The following is a 17,454-nucleotide window of genomic DNA, read 5'->3' on the forward strand; positions in this document are numbered from 1 at the left end:
CGTATTGGTCTAGTCCACCTTGTTCTTGCTGAAGGTAATCAGCTACCTCCGGTCCGACACCGCCGCCTAGGACGCCGGGAGGTGCGCTCCGCAACCCTGCATGCTGGAGGACCACAAATGAAGATCATGCGGCGGATTCTCGTCGCCGTGGCGGTCGCGTCCGCGACCGTCGGGCTGGCGCCCGCGGCTCAGGCCGCGGTGAATCCCGTGCTCGCGGCTCCCTACCTCTACCAGTGGAGCAACCCACCGAACCCGGTCAGCGTGATGAACGCGACCGGCATCAAGTCGTTCACGCTGGCGTTTGTGCTGTCCAACGGCAACTGCAACCCGGCCTGGGACGGCAACCGCTCGCTGACCGGCTCGGACATCACCCGGGTGAACCAGATCCGGGCGGCAGGCGGGGACGCGATCCCGTCGATCGGCGGCTGGTCGGGCAACAAACTGGGCTCCACCTGCTCGAACTCCACCGCGCTCGCGGCGGCCTACCAGAAGGTGATCAACGCCGGTAAGTTCACCGCGATCGACCTGGACATCGAGAACACCGACGAGTTCCAGAACGCGACCGTGCAGGACCGGATCCTCGGCGCGGTGAAGATCATCAAGCAGAACAACCCGGGCGTCCGCGTGGTCATCACCATCGGCACCACCACCTCCGGCCCGGACAGCTGGGGCAACCGGATCATCGAGCGGGCCAAGGCGATCGGCGCCCCGGTCGACGTGTGGGCGGTCATGCCGTTCGACTTCAGCAGCGGCGGCGACATGGTCGGCAAGACCAAGTCGGCGGTCACCGGCCTGAAGAACAAGGTCAAGTCGGTCTACGGCCTGTCCGACGACGCGGCCTTCCGCAGGTCCGGCCTGTCCTCGATGAACGGCCACACCGACAACTCCGGTGAGGTCGTCACCGTGGCCAACTTCAAGTCCATCGTGAGCTGGGCGAACAGCGTGCACCTCGCCCGCGTGTCGTTCTGGGCCCTCAACCGCGACTGCAACAACTGCGCGGGCATCAGCCAGGGTCTGTACGACTTCACCAAGGCCAACGCGGCCTTCACCGGCTGAGTCCGGGACAGCGTCACCGCCCTCGCGAGTGGGTCTCCTCCCGCTCGCGAGGGCTTTCCGGTTCCCCGGCATCCTCGGCTTTCCCGGCGGCCTGCGGCTCGGCTGACGGCTTGAGGTGCTGCGACTTGGACAGCAGCACGATCCCGGCGGCCGCGAGCAGGAAGCAGGCGGCCTCGCTGAAGGTCGCCAGGGTCGAGGTCTTGGCGCCCTCGCCGAGCGCCACATAGCCGATCCCGATCGCCACCACCGGGTCCACCAGGGTCAGCGCGGCCACCACCACGTTCGGCGGGCCGCTGGCGTGCGCCTGCTGGATGAACCAGACCGCGACCGGGATGGACAGGATGGCGCCGATCAGGGATCCGGTGGGGAAGTCGGTCAGGTTGCCGCGCTCGACGGCCAGCGCCGCGAGCCGGACCACCACCGACGCGAACCCGAACACCACACCGCCGCCGGCCGCGAACGCGAGGCACCGGACCAGCCCATGGCCGACGCTGCCGATCAGGCCGAGCACCATCAGCAGCAGCCCGACGATCACCGCGATCAGCACCGCGGTGGCGTCCGAGACGCTCGTCACCTGGGCGTTCGTCGCGGCCAGCGAGGTGAACCCGCCGACCCCCAGGACGACCGCGACCAGCGAGAGCAAGGTGCCGATGGTCAGCTTGGTGCGTTCCCGGCGGGCGGTGGCCACCGTGGTCACCGCGATCGCCAGCACACCGATCGGCTGAATCACCGTCACCGGCGCGAACGCGAGCGCGCCGAAGTGCAGAACGCTGCCGACAATGACCGCCGACTGTCCCATTAACCAGCGGGGGTTGCGCAGGAGGTCCAGCAGCGCGGCGAGCCGGACCAGCTTGCCGTTCTGTTTGTCCCGGACCGCGGAGTTCTGCCACAACGCCCCCAGGCCGTTGAGCGTCGCCCCGGCGAGAGCCAGGACGAACGCCAGCCATAGCAGAGTGCCCACAAAACCAGCCTATTGGGCGGATCGAGATCGCACCGGGTAACTGACATGGCTGCTAGGTCACAAAGAGGTGTATTCGTCCTGCCAGAACGAGGGACATGTCAACCGGGGTTGACAGTAGTCCACTGTCAACCTAAGTTGACACCATGAGTGAGGCGACCAAGCTGGCGGACGCCGCCGGCGACAAGGACCCCAAGGTGGGCCTGCGCGCGGTCGCGGCGCTGCGCAAGCTGCTGGAGTGGCTGGAGGCCGTCCAGGTCCGCAACGCGCGGGCCAACGGGTGGTCCTGGCAGGACATCGCGGCCGAGCTGGGCGTCAGCCGCCAGGCCGTGCACAAGAAGTACGGGAGGGGCTGATGTTCGAGAGGTTCAGCGGGACCGCGAGGCAGGTCGTGGTGACCGCCCAACGGACCGCACACGAGACCGGCGCGTCCGCAATAGACGGCCCCGAGCTGCTGGTGGCGTTGCTACGGGTGGAGGACACCACCAAGGATCGGCTGCTGGCGGGGCATGAGCTGTCCGCGGACGACCTGGTCGAAGAGTTCCGCCGGGTCCGCCGCAGAGGCGGGATCACCGACGCCGACGCAGCCGCCCTGAGCACCTTCGGCGTGGACGTCGACAAGGTGATCCGCAGCGTCGAGGAGTCGCTGGGCGAGCACGCAACAGCAGACCCAGAGCCCAGAAGGCATTTCTTCGAACCCAAAACCCGCGTGCCCTTCACCACCGAAGCGAAACGCACCCTCGAGCAATGCCTCCGAGAAGCCCTCCGCCGAAAACACAAGGAAATAGGGACGGAGCACCTCCTCTTGGCCCTGCTGTCCCGCAACTCCCTGGCCGCCGAAGCCCTCACCGCCCGCGGCATCACCTACGAAGCCATATCCGCCCAACTCCCCACCCCACCCCCATAACCCAACTCCACCCACCCTCACCCCTCCCCACACCCACCCCGGCGACACCGCGCCTCAGCCCGCCCCGCCACCTAGCCCGCCAGCACCGCCACTCCGCCCGCCGTCACTGCTACCCAGCCGCCCAGTCCACGCCTTCCCCCGTCGCAATCTGACCGCCCCAGGCTCTCCCCAAGCAATGACAATCCCACCCAGCACCTCGACGCCCATCCCAGCACGTCGGCCAACCAGGCCCTTTCTCGGCAAACCACCCTCGGCGCCTCCCGTCTGGTCCTGGCCAGTCGAAGTCGCGACCTGACCGGTGAAAGTCGTGAACGCGTCGACCTGGGCAGCCGACGCGTTCACGTTCTGGCAGGTCCCGCAGTCTTGTCATTCCCCACCCCCGACCCGTAACAGCAGCGCTGGCGGTGCAGCCAACGGCCGGGGGTGGGGCTTCCAGGCCACGGTCGAATTGGCGGTCGCGTCGGTGCGTTGCGGGTGCCACTCGGCCCCGCCTCCCCCGGAGGCTGGGTCGTCATGGAACGCCGGTCTGTGGCGCTGGAGACGCTGATGCTGGCTCCAGCTGGACCTCGCTGTGCCTCTAAGTCGGCTACCGAACTTGGTCCAGCTTGAATCCAGCGACCGCACGCGGTCGGTCACCTACCCACAGCGGCACCACCACCGGCCCACACGGTCGGTCGCCCACCCACAGCGGCACCACCACCGGCCCACACGGTCGGTCGCCCACCCACAGCGGCACCACCGGCCCACACGGTCGGTCACGCATATACAGCGGCACCACCGGCGGCCCACATGGTCGGTCGCCCACTACTACAGCGGCACTGCTCCTGCCGGTACGTACGCGGTACCCAGCCCCGCCTCGTCTGTGCGGTGCACCACGTGCCCTCGCTTGGCCCAGCCGCCCGTCTCGTTCGAGTTGCCGCCTCGCCTCCGGCTCCGGCGACCGATCGTCCTGACTGGGACCGGCACCGGGCCCGATGTCTCGATTGGAGCTGGCGATCAGCGGTCCCTGTCTGTGCGCCGGGCTTGCGTCCGTGTCCGGTCCAAACCTTCCCTTGGAGTCCTGGTGTGAGCCTGAATCGCGATGATGACCAGCGTCGTGTGGGTGACGCGGGGCCGGAGCGTCGCCCGGTTGGGCGTCAGGTTCATATTCGGGCGGGATCGAGCTGCGGGGCGAGGCCGGCTGCCGCCAGGGCCTGTGAACAGCCGAAACCCTCGGAAAACCTGCGCACGCTGCTGCGGCGTCTCCTGATCAGGTAGTTCCTCCCCACCATTCGGGGGTAGTCAGCGTGCGGTCGGACGCTGTACAAACAGTGCGCCGGATGGCGTAACGTATTCGACCGCTCGGTCGACGTCACAACCATCCGGCGCACATGCCGTGCCCTGCGGGTTCCATCACACCCGCGGGACACACTGGCCGCTCGTCCTGCGTGGGGTCGGCACAGCCCCTCGTTGTGCCGACCAGGCGTTGCAGCCAGTTGGGGTGAGCCCCGGCGCCGCGGGGGCATCGCGACGCCGGGGCCGGGTCCCGACCTGACCGGGCGCGGTCGGCAGGTCGGGTAGCTCATGGGCGAGCGTGTGCTCGTGTGGGGGAGCCCCGGTGATCCCAAAAGGTGTGGGCGTGCGGAACGTGCTCAGGGCAGAGATATGCCCATGAACTGAGGTACTGCGTCAGTCAGGGGTGGTGACGGGAAGGCCTGCGGTGCGTCCCCGCGCTGCGACCGGGTCTCCGCGCTCAAGCCGGCCCAGGAGGGGTGGCGGCGCCAACCGGTACTGCGGGGCGAAGACGGCAAGCACGCCACGCGCGCTGTGTCCGCCGTCGTTGCCGGAAGAGACGCTGGGGGCCGGGGTGGCCGGCGCGCTGGGCGCGCTCGGGACCGGCAGCGGGCCGGGCCCGTCGTCCGCCGGGGTGAGCCGCTCCACGACGGTGGCCGGGTTGGTCACGGTCTGGAGAGCCGTCCGGTGAGGGGTCTGCGCATGCGGGTGCTCGACGACCGCGGGCTGCTGAGCCGCCTCGGGGGCGACTGCGGGCGCGGCCGGTGCTCCCGGCGCGGCCTCGGTACGGGCCGTCGTCGCTGGGGTCTCGCTGGTGGCGGACCCGCTGTGCGTCGGCGTTGGCTCCAGGATGTCGTCCACGGTCTCTTCAACGACCGGAGCGACCGACGGCAACGTCTGTTTTACAACCGGGGTAACAACTTTTTGCGGGATCTCACTGACGCAGTGCACAACCGAGCCGACCGTGTGGTTGACCGTGGCAGTGACTGTGCTGAGCGTCGAGGTCACCGTCTGGACCGTTGTCTTGACCGTGGTGTTGACGGTCTTGACCGTCGTGTTCACGGTGCTGTTGACCGCGCCGAGCAGGCCGTTGACCACACCGCCGAGACCGAGTCCCGGTCCCTGCGGCGTGCGGCTGATCTTCTGCTCTCGGCTGCCTTGTTCCCTGCTGTCCTGTTCCCGGCTGTCTTGCTCGCGGCTGTCCTGCTCCCTGCTGTCCTGGGTCGGCTTGCCGTTACCCAGGCCGGGGAGGTTGATGGTGATGTGCGGTCCGGTGTCCGCGGACGCGGTGCCGGCGAGGACCATGCCCGTCAGCCAGCCCGCCGCGGTCAGCCCGGCGAGCATCAACAAGCGCAGCACAAGACGACGCACCCGCGTACCGGCGTCACGCGCCGGACTCGAGCCAGTCACCTTGTGCCTCCACCGTTTCGCTGCCAAGACCGCAAAACCGCCGATTGCACCCTAGCTTCGGAAGGGCCAGCCGGAAAGACGGATTCGCATGTCCGACCCTTTCGGCAATGATCTCGGTCGCTGGTATTCACCGAACCGGGTGATCCTTCTAGTGCGACTGGGCGAGTCTGCGTTACGAGGCCGAATGTGTCCTTCGTGGACATTGACCGACCGATGCGTCTGGCCGAATGGGCCAGCCGTTGGCAAGGACATGTTCCCGATCTGGTCTTGCACGATCCAGACGGCCCTCGGGAAACCCTTGTGCGGGCGGGCCAATTGGTCGCGCCGCCGAACGCGATCCAGCCGGTTGCCGACGAGTTGCGCCGTTGGGTAGATCACGTTGAGCCGACCGGTCGGATCAGGCTGCGGGCCGAGCTGCGGGACCGTCCAGTTGAGATCGCCGCGGACATCGCCGGCCGTTACCCCGTCGGTCCCAACCATGTCCACATTGGTGGCCCGATCGTGCTCGGCACCCCGGCATGGCAGGGCGGCCCGCACTTCGACGTGCCCACGCCCCCACCGCCAATGGTGGAGGAATGGGACCCGCCGGTGACCGTCGCCGTGCTCGACACCGGCCTGTATCCCCACCCATGGTTCGCCGGCCGTCGTTGGTTCGATGAATGGGGCCACCATCCCGAAGTGCTCGACCTCGATCTCGCCGGAAACGACGATCGGCAGGCCGGTCACGCAACGTTCGTGGTGGGCGTTTTGGTACGCAATGCGCCAGGCGTGACATTGCGTCACCACCGGGTGCTGTCCTCAATGGGCTTGACCGATGACGCGACAGTGGCGGCCGCATTGCGCGCCCTCCGCAGCCGAACCGACATCGTCCTGCTGACCTCCGGCTGCCACACGGCGGACAACCAGTGCCCACCGGTTTTGGCGCACGAATTCTCCCAATGGGCCGATGCCGTCGTGGTCACCGCAGCCGGAAATGGCGGCAGCAGTCGCCCCTACTGGCCCGCAGCGCTCCCCGACGTGATCGCCGTCACCGCGACCGACCACACGGGCACGATCGCCGCCTTCTCCAACCGCGGCCCCTGGGTCAACGCCACCGCACCCGGAGTCGACGTAGTGAGCAGTCACGTCGGGTTGATCACCGGAACACCCGGAACGACCCCCGGAATGGAGGCCCGCCAGTACAGCGTCGCCCGCTGGTCCGGAACCTCCTTCGCGGCCGCCAAAATAGCCGCTGACCTCGCCAGACTCCTACACGTCGGCCATACACCAACAGACGCCCTCGACCGCCATTCACTTGGCCAGCCAACATTGTGAACGCGATTTGTCAATGACCTCTGGCACGCACAGTCGTCGACGCGCTACTCTATGGATGCTCGCCCCCTCCCCCTCGGCGAGCCAAACGTCCCCGCTCCCCGGGACCCCCAGCCGGGTCGAGCGGGGACGTCCTTATTCCGAATCCTGGTCGGCGCTTCGCGCCTTCCCTCGGATTCGGACGATGATGTTGGGGGGCCGAGCCCCCCAAACCCCCCACGTGCCGCTTTCGCGGCCTCGCTTTCCAGCGGGGTGGCTCGCACTTCGCGCCTCGCTGGGCTTTTGACTGGTGGGCGCGGTCTGACGACCTGTAGGGGTACCGTCCGGCTCTGTTTGGGGCTAGTTGTACGTGCCGCAAAGGAAGGCGGGGTGCGCGGCAGTTGGTTGGGGCATGGATTGGAGAGGGCGAGCTAGGTGGGCGGCCTCTGCAGCGAAGACAGGCTTGAGTGGCGGGGTAGTTGGTGTGGCGGTGGTGAGGCCGGGGCTGGGTTGTGGTGGCATCTGGGGCAGTAGTGGGTGTTGGTGTGGTCCGGGCCGGACGTGGTGTAGGTATGGCCGTGGGGTCTGGGGGCGGCGGGGCGTTGTGGTGTTTAAGGGCGGGTTGAGGCTCTTTGGGGTAACTGGTGCCTGTGGAGCCACCGGGATGTTGTTGAGTGGCTGTTCGAGCTGTGGGCGGGTTTGGCGTCGATAGTTGGGGCTGGTCTTGGATGCCGCCGGTTGAGGTGTGGTCGGGGCGGTCAGTTGGGGCAGTCGGCTCGTGTCACGGCTTTGCGTCTGCCGCGGGCCCGTTGTGTGGACTGCGGTCTTAGGACGGTGGGTGGCGCCGTTGGTGGCTTTGGCGCGGTGGGCTTGTGAGAGGTGTGGCTGGTGGGTGGGAGGTGCCGGGTGGGTGGGTGGTTACTGTCGGTTGTGGGGGTCACTCGGATGGTTGGTTTGGGGCGTTTGTGGGGAGCGGGGTGGTCGAGGGTTGCGTCTGACCGGGCATGTCGAGTGATCTTGTTCAAGGGTTGGCCCGGTGGGACGACGAGGCCTGGCGCTCGCTCGTCACCGAGTACGGGCCGAAGATATGGGCTGTCACAAGGGGATTCCGGCTTGGGCATGCCGATGCGGCCGATGTTTTCCAGAACACGCTGCTGAACCTGGCCGAGCGGTTGCACACGTTGAAGCAACCCGACCGGATCTCCTCATGGCTGGTGACCACTGCCAAGAACGAATGCCTGCGGCTACTGCGACTCCGCCGACCGCTGCCGATCCGTTGGCGTCCCGAGGAAAACGACAACGAACGCCTCTTCCCCGAAGAGAGTGCGCTGGTGAAGGCGCGCGACAAGGCGCTGTGGGCGGCCTTCGAGCTGCTGCCACCGCGGTGCCAGCAGTTGCTGCGGATGATCGCCTACATGCCGGAGTACGGCTACGAGCAACTGGCTGAAGCGATCGGTGTCGGCGTCGGAAGCGTTGGCCCGACCAAGAACCGGTGCGTGCAGACCCTGCGATTGAGGATGCGTGAGTTTCGTGATTGAACGACTACGACGCATCTTCGACATCCTCGACCCGATGCCGGCCGCGCCCGCGGCACCAATGGACATCGCGTACCACCACATCAATGTGGTGCCCGACACCGGGACGCGCGGCACGTGCATGCGTTTCGAACGTGGTGAGGTGACCATTCACCTGGAGATCGGGTCGGCGCTGACCGGCATGGTCATCGGCGCGACCGAGCTGGAAATCCGATGGCCCAACGGAATGACACAGGTGACCATCGACCCGATGGGACTGTTCGAAGTGGACTGCGTGCCGCGCGGACCGGCACGGCTCGTCGTCGGGACTGCTGCGACGGACTGGTTCGTTCGGTGAGCAACGCGGCGGCGCTCGAATGCGTCGAACGAGGAGACCTCGAAGGCGGACTGGCGAAGGCGAGGCTGGCGCTGGCCGAAGACCCCAACGCGGGCCTGACCATCGCCTGGATCGAGCTCGAACGAGGCAACCGGCAAGCCTGTGAGTCGGAGATCGCCAAAGCCGTCCGACGCGGCGCCTCGCCTGGCCGTGCCAAGTGCCTCAACGGGCTGCGACTCTGCGCACTGGGTTCGTATGAGCTGGCAGTTCGAGAGCTGTCCAATGTAGATCTGAGTGACGATCTCAAATGGCAGGCCAACGCGCTTGTCGGACTCGGCATAGCCCGGACCTACCTGTTCCGCCTCGATGCCGCGGACCGGGACTTCGCTGCTGCCGCCGAGATCCTTGCCGCGCTCGGCGAAGATGAGCGGGTCGCCACGTGTGTTCACAATCGCGGTTTCGTCGCCTTGCAAGCCGGCGACGTGCCCAAGGCGCTGGCCCTGTTCGACCAGGCCGCTGGCGGTTTGCGCCGGGGCCGGGCCGAAGCGCTGATTGACCGGGCATCCGCGCTCATTGCCGCCGGGATGACCCGTGACGCCAGCGCCCTGCTCGACGAAGCGCAGAACCTGTTGGCTGGCCGCGCAAGCAGACTGGCGGAAGCAGCGCTGACCGCCGGGTACTGCGCGCTGCGAGCCGGTGACACCGACCTCGCGGCACGTGAGGCCCAACGAGCCCGAACGCTGTTCCGGCAGCAGCGGCGACCGGCATGGACGGCCGCGGCGGATGCGTTGGCACTACGCACCCGCCCGATCGACGTCGCCGCTGCCCTCCGGACCGCGGACCGCTGCCTGCGCTGGGGGCGTCGCACGGAGGCGGCCGAGCTGCTCGTGGCCGCAGCCCAGACCGCTCCACAGGCAGAGGCCAGGGAGCTGCTCACTCGTGTCCAAGCCGAACGACATGCCGAGACCCCAAGGTTGAGGGCGCTCGGATGGCTCGCGCGCGCCAGGCTCGCACCCGACAACCGAGGTTTGTTCGCTGCATGCCGCGCCGGGCTCAGGCAGTCGCCCGACTTGGCGCACGAGTTCACAGCTACCGCTCTGCGCGCAGCCCGCCGACCCCGGACGGTATTGGCTGCCGCCGAACCTCGCGCCGTGGACGTCATTGACGCGCTGGACGACAGAGCCCTCGTCAGGTTCGCCGTCCGCGACGGCGAGCTGCTCGCATGCACTGTGGTGAACCGCCGGGTCCGCGTGCACTGCCTGGGTCCCGCAGCCGGGTTGAGAGCCGCCGTGGCAGCCCTCCGGATGAACCCGGCGGTGCACGCGAAGTCGGTGGAAGAGAAGCTGTTCGCCCCCTTGCGGCTGGGAGACCGCCCCTTGGTCCTGGTACCCGTCGAGGCGATGTCCGGCCTGGTGTGGCCGGAACTCCCATCGTGCGCTGGGCGACCGGTGTCGGTCGCCCCTACCGCGACAGCCTGGCTCCAGGCGGCCAAGGCCGATCGCGGTGATGGCACGGTGTCGGTGGCCGGCCCCGACCTCACGCATGCTGAACGTGAGGTCAGTGCCTTGCGCCACACGACGCGCTTGCACGGCCGAAGGTCAACAGTGGCCAACACGCTCAGAGCCATAGAAGGTGCCGATATCGCCCACATCGCCGCGCACGGCCGCTTCCGCGACGACGCACCGATGTACTCGTACCTTGAACTTGCTGATGGCCCTTTGCACGGTCACGACCTGACGAACCTCACCCGCGCACCCCGGCTGCTCATCCTGTCCGCGTGTGAGGTCGCCCGCGCCGAAGTGTTCGCCACCGCGATCCTCGATCGTGGCGCCCAAGCACTGATCGCCAGCTCTCTTCCTGTTCCCGACGACAAAGCCGTCGATCTCATCACCACCTTCTGTGCTCGGCTGAGGGCCGGCGACACACCGGCCCCTGCGCTGGCGCATGCCCAAGATCGCCACGGCCACCTGGGCTTCACCTGCATCGGTGCGGGCTGACCGCGCCGACGAGATTCAAGCTAGCCGAGGCGGGCGGCGACCGGGCGAAAGCAAGATCAACTAGCCCGAGTTGTCCACAGACCCGGGTTATCCACAGCTGACCGGTGATGGGTCTTGACAGGTCCGGTGAATCGTTGGTGGCAAAGGGAAATCAGGCGAGCTTGTGCAACCGGGCGACCGCTTCGTCGAGCACTTCATCCCTCTTGCAGAACGCGAACCGCACAATGTGTTGCCACTGCGAGGGATTGTCGGTGAACACCTGCACGGGCACCGCGGCCACACCGATCCGTTCGGGCAACTCACGGCAAAACTCGAGCCCGTCAGTGAACCCGAGCGGCCGCACGTCGGCGCAGATGAAGTACGTGCCCTGACTCGCCCGGACCCCGAAGCCGGCCTCCGCCAACCCCGCCGCGAGCCGGGATCGCTTGGCCTCCAACGAATCCCGCAACCCCAGCACCCACGCGGCCTCGTGCTCCAAGGCATATGCGACGGCAGGCTGGAACGGCGCACCACCAACGAAAGTCAGGAACTGCTTGGCCGCCCGTGCAGCCGCGACCAGCTCGGCCGGACCGCAGATCCAGCCGATCTTCCACCCGGTGCAGTTGAACATCTTGCCCGCGCTGGAAATCGTCACCGTCCGCGACGCCATCCCCGGCAAAGAGCCCAGTGGCACATGCGAAAGCCCATCGAAAACGAGGTCCTCGTACACCTCGTCGGTCACCGCGATCAGGTCGTGCTCGATGCACAACTCCGCGATCGCCGTCAGCTCCTCACGCGTGAACACCGTCCCCGTCGGGTTGTGCGGAGAGTTCAGCAGCAGCAACCGTGTGTTAGGACCGATTGCAGCGCGCAACCCGTCGATATCCGGGGCGAACCGGCCCTCGACCTCGACCAGCGGGACGACCTTGCGGGTCGCGCCGGACAAAGCGACGCACGCGGCATAGGAGTCGTAGTACGGCTCCATCAGCAGCACCTCGTCACCCGGCCCGGCCAGGCCGAGCAGCGTGGACGCGATGGCCTCGGTCGCACCGACCGTGACGAGGATCTCGGTGTCCGGGTCGAAGGCCGTTCCGTACCTGGTCCGGTGCTGCGCGATGGCCGCTCGCAGCTCCGGGCGACCCGGTCCGGGCGGGTACTGGTTGAGACCGGCACCGATCGCCTCCTGGGCTTTCACCAGCATGGCTGGCGGACCATCGGTGTCCGGGAAGCCCTGGCCGAGGTTGACGGCGTTGGTCTTGGTGGCCAGCGCGGTCATCTCGGCGAAGATCGTCGAGGTGAACGGCTGCAGCCGCGGAGTGAGAGCTGGACGACGCACGATGGCTGATCCTCGCGGACAATGAAGGTGTGGAGCAACTGGGTGCCGTCCCCGGAGCCGCCGAGAAGCAGCGCGCGCTGCGCAAGATGAAGCTGGTCGCGCTGGCATTCCTGGTCGGCGCAACGGTGATTTTCGGGGTCGCGTGGGCGTGGGAGAACGCGGGTGGACCGGCCTGGGTCGGGTATGTGCGTGCCGCCGCCGAAGCGGGCATGGTGGGCGCGCTGGCCGACTGGTTCGCGGTGACCGCGCTGTTCCGGTACCCCCTGGGCATCCGGATCCCGCACACCGCGATCATCCCGAACCGCAAGAACGTCCTGGGTGACAGCCTGGGTGAGTTCGTCGGGGTCAACTTCCTGTCCCCGCAGGTAGTGCGGGACAAGCTGGTCCGCGTCGACCTGACCCGGCGGCTCGGTGAATGGCTGGCGCAGGAGGAGAACGCCGAACGCGTCACCCAGGAGCTGGCGACCGTCGTCCGTGGCCTGGTCGCGGTCCTGCGGGACGAGGACGTGCAGGCCGTGCTGGAACAGGCGGTCACCAAGCGGATCGTGGCCGTGCCGTGGGGGCCACCGATCGGCAAGTTGATGGAACGGGTGCTCGCTGACGGTACGCACCGGCAGCTCGTCGACCTGTTGTGCGACCGCGCGTACGAGTGGGTCAAGGAGAACCACGACAAGTTCGTCGGGCTGGTGTCCGAACGCGCCCCGACCTGGTCGCCCAAGTTCGTGGACACCATCGTCGCCGACCGGATCTACGGCGAGGTGCTGTCGTTCGCCTGGCTGGTCAAGACCGAGCCGAACCACCCGATGCGCCAGGCGCTGGACCGGTTCCTGGTCGGCTTCGCCGAGGACATGCAGCACGACCCGGAGATGATGGAACGCGCCGAGCGGGTCAAGCACCAGGTGCTGGAGCACCGCGAGGTGCAGAACGTGATCGGCTCGGCCTGGGCGAACGTCAAGCGCCTGATCCTGGAGGCAGCCGAGGACCCGTCGAGTGAGCTGCGCAAACGCGTGCGGGTCGGGCTGCTTTCGCTGGGCAAGCGGCTGACTGGCGAGGACGCACTGCGCGAGAAGGTCAACGGCTGGGTGCTCGACGCGGCCACCTACGTGGTGGTGAACTACCGCGACGAGATCACCACGCTGATCACCGACACGATCGACCGGTGGGATGCGCAGGAAACCTCGCGCAAGATCGAGCTGCAGGTCGGCCGGGACCTGCAGTTCATCCGGATCAACGGCACCGTGGTCGGTGCGTTGGCCGGCCTGGCGATCTACACGATCGCCCACTTGTTCACCTAGCCGGTCGCGCGCGCCCGTTCTCGCCAGGCACGGGCCTTTTCCCGGTTGCCGCAGACCTGCATGGAACACCAGGTCCGTGACCGGTTGCGGGACCGGTCGAAGAACGCCCAGTGACAGGTGTCCGCCGGGCAGATCTTGAACCGTTCCCACTCGCCAAGGACCGCCAGCCGCGCGGCCGCGGCGAGCACCGATCCGACAGCGTCCAGCCCGGTCAACGTCGGCAGGCCGGCGACCAGCGAGACATGCAGCGGTTCAGCCAGTTCGCTGGGGTTGGAACCGGGATCGCCGAGAGTCGCGCGCAGGGCGTCGCGGACCGCGCGGGCATGGACGAGGTTGCTTTCACGTAGTTGCCTGGCACGAGTCCAGGCCAGCCAGCTGGCTTCGGTCTGCAGATCGTCGGAGCCCTGCTCGATGTCGATCGTGTTCAGGAAGTCGAGCACCAGCCGCACATCATGTGCACCCACCTCTCCACAATAAGCCGTTCTCCGCGAACTGGTTAAAGTGCAGCTCAACGCACTATTCATGGGGTGTATAGACGGTGCGTATACACCCGGTGTAGAGTCTCTGGTATGTCGATCGGGAACACCCTGCTGGGCCTGCTGGAGACCGGACCCAGACACGGCTACGACCTCAAGCGCGCGTACGACGAGCGCTTCGGGCAGGACCGTCCGCTGCACTACGGGCAGGTCTACTCGACGCTGTCCAGACTGCTGCGCAACGGGCTCGTGCAGGAGAGTGGGGTGGAGCCGGGCGGCGGCCCGGAGCGCAAACGGTACGCGATCACCGACGCTGGGGTCACAAACCTGGAGGAGTGGCTGGCCACGCCGGAGGATCCGGCTCTGTACCTGCAGAACACCTTGTACACCAAGGTGGTTCTGGCGTTGATGTCCGGCCGGAGTGCGGCTGACGTCCTGGATCAGCAGCGCTCGGCGCACCTGCGGGCGATGCGTGAGCTGACCAAGCGCAAGTCCAGCGGGGACCTGGCCGACCAGCTGATCTGTGACCATGCGTTGTTCCATTTGGAAGCGGACCTGCGGTGGCTGGAGCTGACCGCGGCCCGGCTGGACGAGCTGCAACGGCAGGTGCGTCCATGACGGGGGATCCGTTGCTGTCCGGGGTGGACCTCGTGAAGTCCTTTGGGCAGACCAAAGCGCTCGACGGTGCCAGGCTGGACCTGCGTGCTGGAGAGGTCGTCGCGGTGATGGGGCCGTCCGGCTCGGGCAAGTCGACGTTGTTGCATTGCCTGGCGGGCATCATCCGGCCGGACGGGGGAACCGTTCGATACGACGGCCGCGACCTGTCGTCGATGTCCGACACCGCGCGCAGTGCGTTGCGGCGCAGTGACTTCGGCTTCGTGTTCCAGTTCGGGCAGCTCGTCGTCGAGCTCACCTGCCTGGAGAACGTCGCGCTGCCGTTGCGGTTGGGCGGAGTGCGGCGCCGTGAAGCCGAGCGGCGGGCCCGGGACTGGCTGGACCGGCTGGAGGTCGGAGATGTCGCCCGGCATCGGCCGAGTGAGATCTCGGGCGGCCAAGGGCAACGAGTCGCCGTGGCGCGGGCTTTGGTCACCCGGCCGAGGGTGATCTTCGCCGACGAACCGACCGGGGCATTGGACTCGCTCAACGGTGAGCGCGTGATGACGTCGCTCGTTGACGCCGCGCAGCAGACCGGTGCGGCGATCCTGCTGGTCACGCATGAGGCGCGAGTCGCGGCCTACTCCGACCGGGAGGTCGTTGTGCGGGACGGGCGGTCGCGGCAGGTGGACGTCGTTCCCGCGGGGCAGTTGTGAAGACGATGCTGAATGACCTGGCGATGGGAGTACGGCTGGCTGTCGGGGGCGGCCGGAACTCCAGGACGACGCTGGTCCGGCTGGTGCTCGGGACTGTCGGTGTGGGGCTGGCCGTGTGGGTTCTGCTGGTGGCGGCGGCGATCCAGCCGGCGATGCAGGCCCAGAGTGAGCGCGTGAGCGCCCGGACGCCGGTCAACCACGAACAACTGCCCGGCGTGGACGCGCTCGAGGTCGCCCGCTCGGCCACGAGCTTCCACGGTGTCCTGATAGAGCGGAATTTCGTTCGCGCGACCGGCCCCAACACACCGCGGATGCCCGGGGTCGACCGGCTGCCCGGACCGGGCGAGAGCGTGGTGTCACCGGCCTTGGCGAAGCTGTTGGCGTCGCCCGGCTCGGCGCTGCTCAAACCCCGGCTGTCCGAACCGATCGTGGGCACGATCGGGCAGGCAGGGCTGTCCCAGCCGCAAGAGCTACTGGCGATCATCGGCACCGACACCAAGTTCGACCAAGCGGTTCCGGCGTACCGGTTCGGTGTGCCCGACTTGCACAGCGAGCTGCCGACCCAGTTGGTGATCATTCTGGTCGTGGGCTTGGTGACGCTGCTGATCCCGGTCTTCATCTTCGTCGCCAGCAGCGCACGGGTGGCCGGCGCGGAACGGGACCGGCGGCTGGCGGCGTTGCGTCTGGTCGGTGCGGGCGCGAGACAGGTACGGCGGATCGCGGCGGCGGAATCCCTCGTGAGCACGGTGTTCGGGCTGCTACTCGGCGGCGGGCTGTTCCTGCTCCTGCGCTCATCGTCGGCGGACATCGTCGTGGCGAACGAGAACTTCTTCCCCAGTGACCTCACTCCGCCCGCCTGGCTGGTCGGGTCGATCCTGGTCGGCGTGCCGGTACTGGCGTTGATGACGACCCAGTTGGCCTTGCGCAGCACGGTGATCGAACCACTGGGCGTGGTCCGCCAGGCGAAGCCGGTCACCCGGCGGATGCTGTGGCGTCTCGTGGTGATCGCGGTCGGAGTGGCTCTCCTGCTTGTCACCGATGGGGAGATGGCGGACGACACCATCGAGATGCTCAAGATCATCGGCGGGTCGACACTGCTTCTCGTTGGTGTGCCGACGTTGTTGCCATGGGTGCTGGAGCGGGTGGTCGCGCGGTTCCGAGGCGGCGGCGGTCCGTCCTTCCAGCTGGCGATGCGCCGTCTGCAACTCGACCCCGGCACTCCTGCGCGGGTCGTCGGTGGGCTGGCGGTCGTCCTCGCTGGGGCAGTGGCCCTGCAGATGGTCCTCATGGGGCAGCTCAACCGCTTCGGTGCTCCACCCGAAGGCGCTCGGGACATCGACATGAGCAACATGGTGTTCGTGGACGGTCCGGGCAAGGTGCCGGACGACCTGCCCGCCGCCTGGGCGAAAGTGCCGGGAGTCACCAAGACGTACGCAGTCAGCACACTCATGGCGACGACCGGCAACGACCCCGGCGCTGTCGATGCCATCATTCCGATCACGGTCGCGGACTGCGCGAACCTGCGCCAAGCCGCCGCCGTGTCCGAATGCGCCGATGGGGACGCTTTCATGGCCCAGGGTCAGGACCTGATCCACCCAGGCGCCGTCCTGCACCTGCTCAACAGCGCCGAGCCCTTCGATTCGTACAGAACCCGGCCGTTCACCGGCACACTGCGGCTTCCGCTGGCAATCCAGCGGATCTCCATCGGTCCGGACTCGTACGCGTTCGGCGGGGTGCTGCTCACGCCCGGTGCCGTGAACGCCTCGGCTCCGCTGGACTACCGCACGGCCGGTGTCGTGGTCACCGATCGCGCCAACGCGGACGCACAGGAGGAGGTCCTCAACGTCGCCGATCGCCACCGGGACCGGCTCAAGGTGGGCAGACCAGGACTGGTCACCCTGAACGACACCGCTCAGATGTTCCTCGATCTGCGGAAGGGGCTGCTCACCGGTTCCCTGTTCACCCTGTTGGTCGCAAGCGTCAGCTTGCTCGTTGTCGCACTGGAGCAGATGCGAGAACGGCGGCGAGCCATCGCGGCGCTCTCGGCGACCGGTGTGCCGACGTCCACTTTGGTCAGATCTTTGCTGTGGCAGAACGCGATTCCCATGTTCGTGGCCCTGGTGCTGGCGGTCGCGACCGGAGTGGGCCTCGGACTGCTGGTGTTCCGCTTGATGGGGCTCGGCTTCGTCGTTGACTGGTCGACCATCGGCGTGATGGCCGCGACCGCCGCCGGCCTCATCCTGGTGATCACGACCCTGACCCTGCCGACGCTGAAGAGCGCGACGCACCTCAACGCATTACGCACCGAGTGACCTCG

Annotated in this window: 15 protein-coding genes; 11 read left to right on the forward strand and 4 right to left on the reverse strand. The window is 67.5% G+C overall.

Annotated elements, in window-relative coordinates:
- The first annotated feature begins 117 nt into the window (after positions 1-117).
- Positions 118-1,056, forward strand: a complete 939-nt coding sequence (locus AB0J95_RS06730) for a chitinase (protein ID WP_364753229.1) — start codon at positions 118-120, stop codon at positions 1,054-1,056.
- 13 nt (positions 1,057-1,069) lie between these two features.
- On the opposite strand, the gene AB0J95_RS06735 is transcribed toward AB0J95_RS06730, so the two are convergent.
- Positions 1,070-2,017: a DMT family transporter gene (locus AB0J95_RS06735; protein ID WP_364753232.1), complete on the reverse strand. Its 948-nt coding sequence runs from the start codon at positions 2,015-2,017 to the stop codon at positions 1,070-1,072.
- Positions 2,018-2,160: 143 nt separating this feature from the next.
- Between AB0J95_RS06735 and AB0J95_RS06740 the strand changes: the two genes are divergently transcribed.
- Both AB0J95_RS06740 and AB0J95_RS06745 read left to right on the forward strand, forming a co-directional pair.
- Positions 2,161-2,370 carry an AsnC family protein gene (locus tag AB0J95_RS06740; RefSeq protein WP_364753235.1) on the forward strand — a complete coding sequence of 70 codons (210 nt, stop codon included), beginning with the start codon at positions 2,161-2,163 and terminating at the stop codon, positions 2,368-2,370.
- Positions 2,370-2,921, forward strand: a complete 552-nt coding sequence (locus AB0J95_RS06745; RefSeq protein WP_364753236.1) for a Clp protease N-terminal domain-containing protein — start codon at positions 2,370-2,372, stop codon at positions 2,919-2,921. Before AB0J95_RS06740 ends, AB0J95_RS06745 begins: the two co-directional genes overlap by 1 nt.
- A gap of 1,668 nt (positions 2,922-4,589) precedes the next feature.
- On the opposite strand, the gene AB0J95_RS06750 is transcribed toward AB0J95_RS06745, so the two are convergent.
- Complete coding sequence (locus AB0J95_RS06750; RefSeq protein ID WP_364753239.1) at positions 4,590-5,603, reverse strand: hypothetical protein; 1,014 nt, start codon at positions 5,601-5,603, stop codon at positions 4,590-4,592.
- Positions 5,604-5,798: 195 nt separating this feature from the next.
- Here AB0J95_RS06750 and AB0J95_RS06755 point away from each other — a divergent pair, with 195 nt between their 5' ends.
- The 4 genes from AB0J95_RS06755 (at position 5,799) to AB0J95_RS06770 (ending at position 10,741) form a co-directional block, all read left to right on the forward strand.
- Positions 5,799-6,917, forward strand: coding sequence for a S8/S53 family peptidase (locus AB0J95_RS06755; RefSeq protein WP_364753242.1), 1,119 nt, complete (start codon positions 5,799-5,801; stop codon positions 6,915-6,917).
- Between the two features lie 980 nt (positions 6,918-7,897).
- Complete coding sequence (locus AB0J95_RS06760) at positions 7,898-8,431, forward strand: sigma-70 family RNA polymerase sigma factor (RefSeq protein WP_364753245.1); 534 nt, start codon at positions 7,898-7,900, stop codon at positions 8,429-8,431.
- Positions 8,415-8,765 carry a hypothetical protein gene (locus AB0J95_RS06765; RefSeq protein ID WP_364753248.1) on the forward strand — a complete coding sequence of 117 codons (351 nt, stop codon included), beginning with the start codon at positions 8,415-8,417 and terminating at the stop codon, positions 8,763-8,765. The genes AB0J95_RS06760 and AB0J95_RS06765 overlap by 17 nt, the downstream gene beginning before the upstream one ends.
- The gene (locus AB0J95_RS06770; RefSeq protein ID WP_364753250.1) at positions 8,762-10,741 is read left to right on the forward strand and encodes a CHAT domain-containing protein; all 1,980 of its coding nucleotides are present in this window, start codon (positions 8,762-8,764) and stop codon (positions 10,739-10,741) included. Before AB0J95_RS06765 ends, AB0J95_RS06770 begins: the two co-directional genes overlap by 4 nt.
- Before the next feature lie 151 nt (positions 10,742-10,892).
- Here AB0J95_RS06770 and AB0J95_RS06775 read toward each other — a convergent pair whose 3' ends face one another.
- Positions 10,893-12,056: a pyridoxal phosphate-dependent aminotransferase gene (locus AB0J95_RS06775; RefSeq protein ID WP_364753253.1), complete on the reverse strand. Its 1,164-nt coding sequence runs from the start codon at positions 12,054-12,056 to the stop codon at positions 10,893-10,895.
- 86 nt (positions 12,057-12,142) lie between these two features.
- Between AB0J95_RS06775 and AB0J95_RS06780 the strand changes: the two genes are divergently transcribed.
- Positions 12,143-13,351: a DUF445 family protein gene (locus tag AB0J95_RS06780; protein ID WP_364753541.1), complete on the forward strand. Its 1,209-nt coding sequence runs from the start codon at positions 12,143-12,145 to the stop codon at positions 13,349-13,351.
- On the opposite strand, the gene AB0J95_RS06785 is transcribed toward AB0J95_RS06780, so the two are convergent.
- On the reverse strand, positions 13,348-13,815 hold the full coding sequence (locus AB0J95_RS06785; protein WP_364753256.1) for a CGNR zinc finger domain-containing protein: 468 nt from the start codon (positions 13,813-13,815) through the stop codon (positions 13,348-13,350). The two genes, AB0J95_RS06780 and AB0J95_RS06785, sit on opposite strands and share 4 nt — an antisense overlap.
- Before the next feature lie 105 nt (positions 13,816-13,920).
- Here AB0J95_RS06785 and AB0J95_RS06790 point away from each other — a divergent pair, with 105 nt between their 5' ends.
- From AB0J95_RS06790 to AB0J95_RS06800, 3 genes are read left to right on the forward strand one after another with little or no spacing between them, the layout of a single operon-like run.
- On the forward strand, positions 13,921-14,445 hold the full coding sequence (locus tag AB0J95_RS06790; protein WP_364753259.1) for a PadR family transcriptional regulator: 525 nt from the start codon (positions 13,921-13,923) through the stop codon (positions 14,443-14,445).
- Positions 14,442-15,137: an ABC transporter ATP-binding protein gene (locus AB0J95_RS06795; protein WP_364753261.1), complete on the forward strand. Its 696-nt coding sequence runs from the start codon at positions 14,442-14,444 to the stop codon at positions 15,135-15,137. Before AB0J95_RS06790 ends, AB0J95_RS06795 begins: the two co-directional genes overlap by 4 nt.
- Before the next feature lie 5 nt (positions 15,138-15,142).
- A complete protein-coding gene (locus AB0J95_RS06800) occupies positions 15,143-17,449 on the forward strand; it encodes an FtsX-like permease family protein (protein WP_364753264.1) in 2,307 nt (768 codons plus the stop codon).
- The last annotated feature ends 5 nt before the right edge of the window (positions 17,450-17,454 follow it).

This window comes from Actinocrispum sp. NPDC049592, from assembly GCF_040675465.1.
Taxonomy (GTDB): Bacteria; Actinomycetota; Actinomycetes; order Mycobacteriales; family Pseudonocardiaceae; genus Kibdelosporangium.

Coding starts and splice junctions, on each gene's coding strand:
- AB0J95_RS06730 (WP_364753229.1), top strand. CDS start 118: ATGAAGATCATGCGGCGGATTCTCGTCGCCGTGGCGGTCGCGTCCGCG.
- AB0J95_RS06740 (WP_364753235.1), top strand. CDS start 2,161: ATGAGTGAGGCGACCAAGCTGGCGGACGCCGCCGGCGACAAGGACCCC.
- AB0J95_RS06745 (WP_364753236.1), top strand. CDS start 2,370: ATGTTCGAGAGGTTCAGCGGGACCGCGAGGCAGGTCGTGGTGACCGCC.
- AB0J95_RS06760 (WP_364753245.1), top strand. CDS start 7,898: ATGTCGAGTGATCTTGTTCAAGGGTTGGCCCGGTGGGACGACGAGGCC.
- AB0J95_RS06780 (WP_364753541.1), top strand. CDS start 12,143: ATGAAGCTGGTCGCGCTGGCATTCCTGGTCGGCGCAACGGTGATTTTC.
- AB0J95_RS06790 (WP_364753259.1), top strand. CDS start 13,921: ATGTCGATCGGGAACACCCTGCTGGGCCTGCTGGAGACCGGACCCAGA.
- AB0J95_RS06795 (WP_364753261.1), top strand. CDS start 14,442: ATGACGGGGGATCCGTTGCTGTCCGGGGTGGACCTCGTGAAGTCCTTT.
- AB0J95_RS06800 (WP_364753264.1), top strand. CDS start 15,143: ATGCTGAATGACCTGGCGATGGGAGTACGGCTGGCTGTCGGGGGCGGC.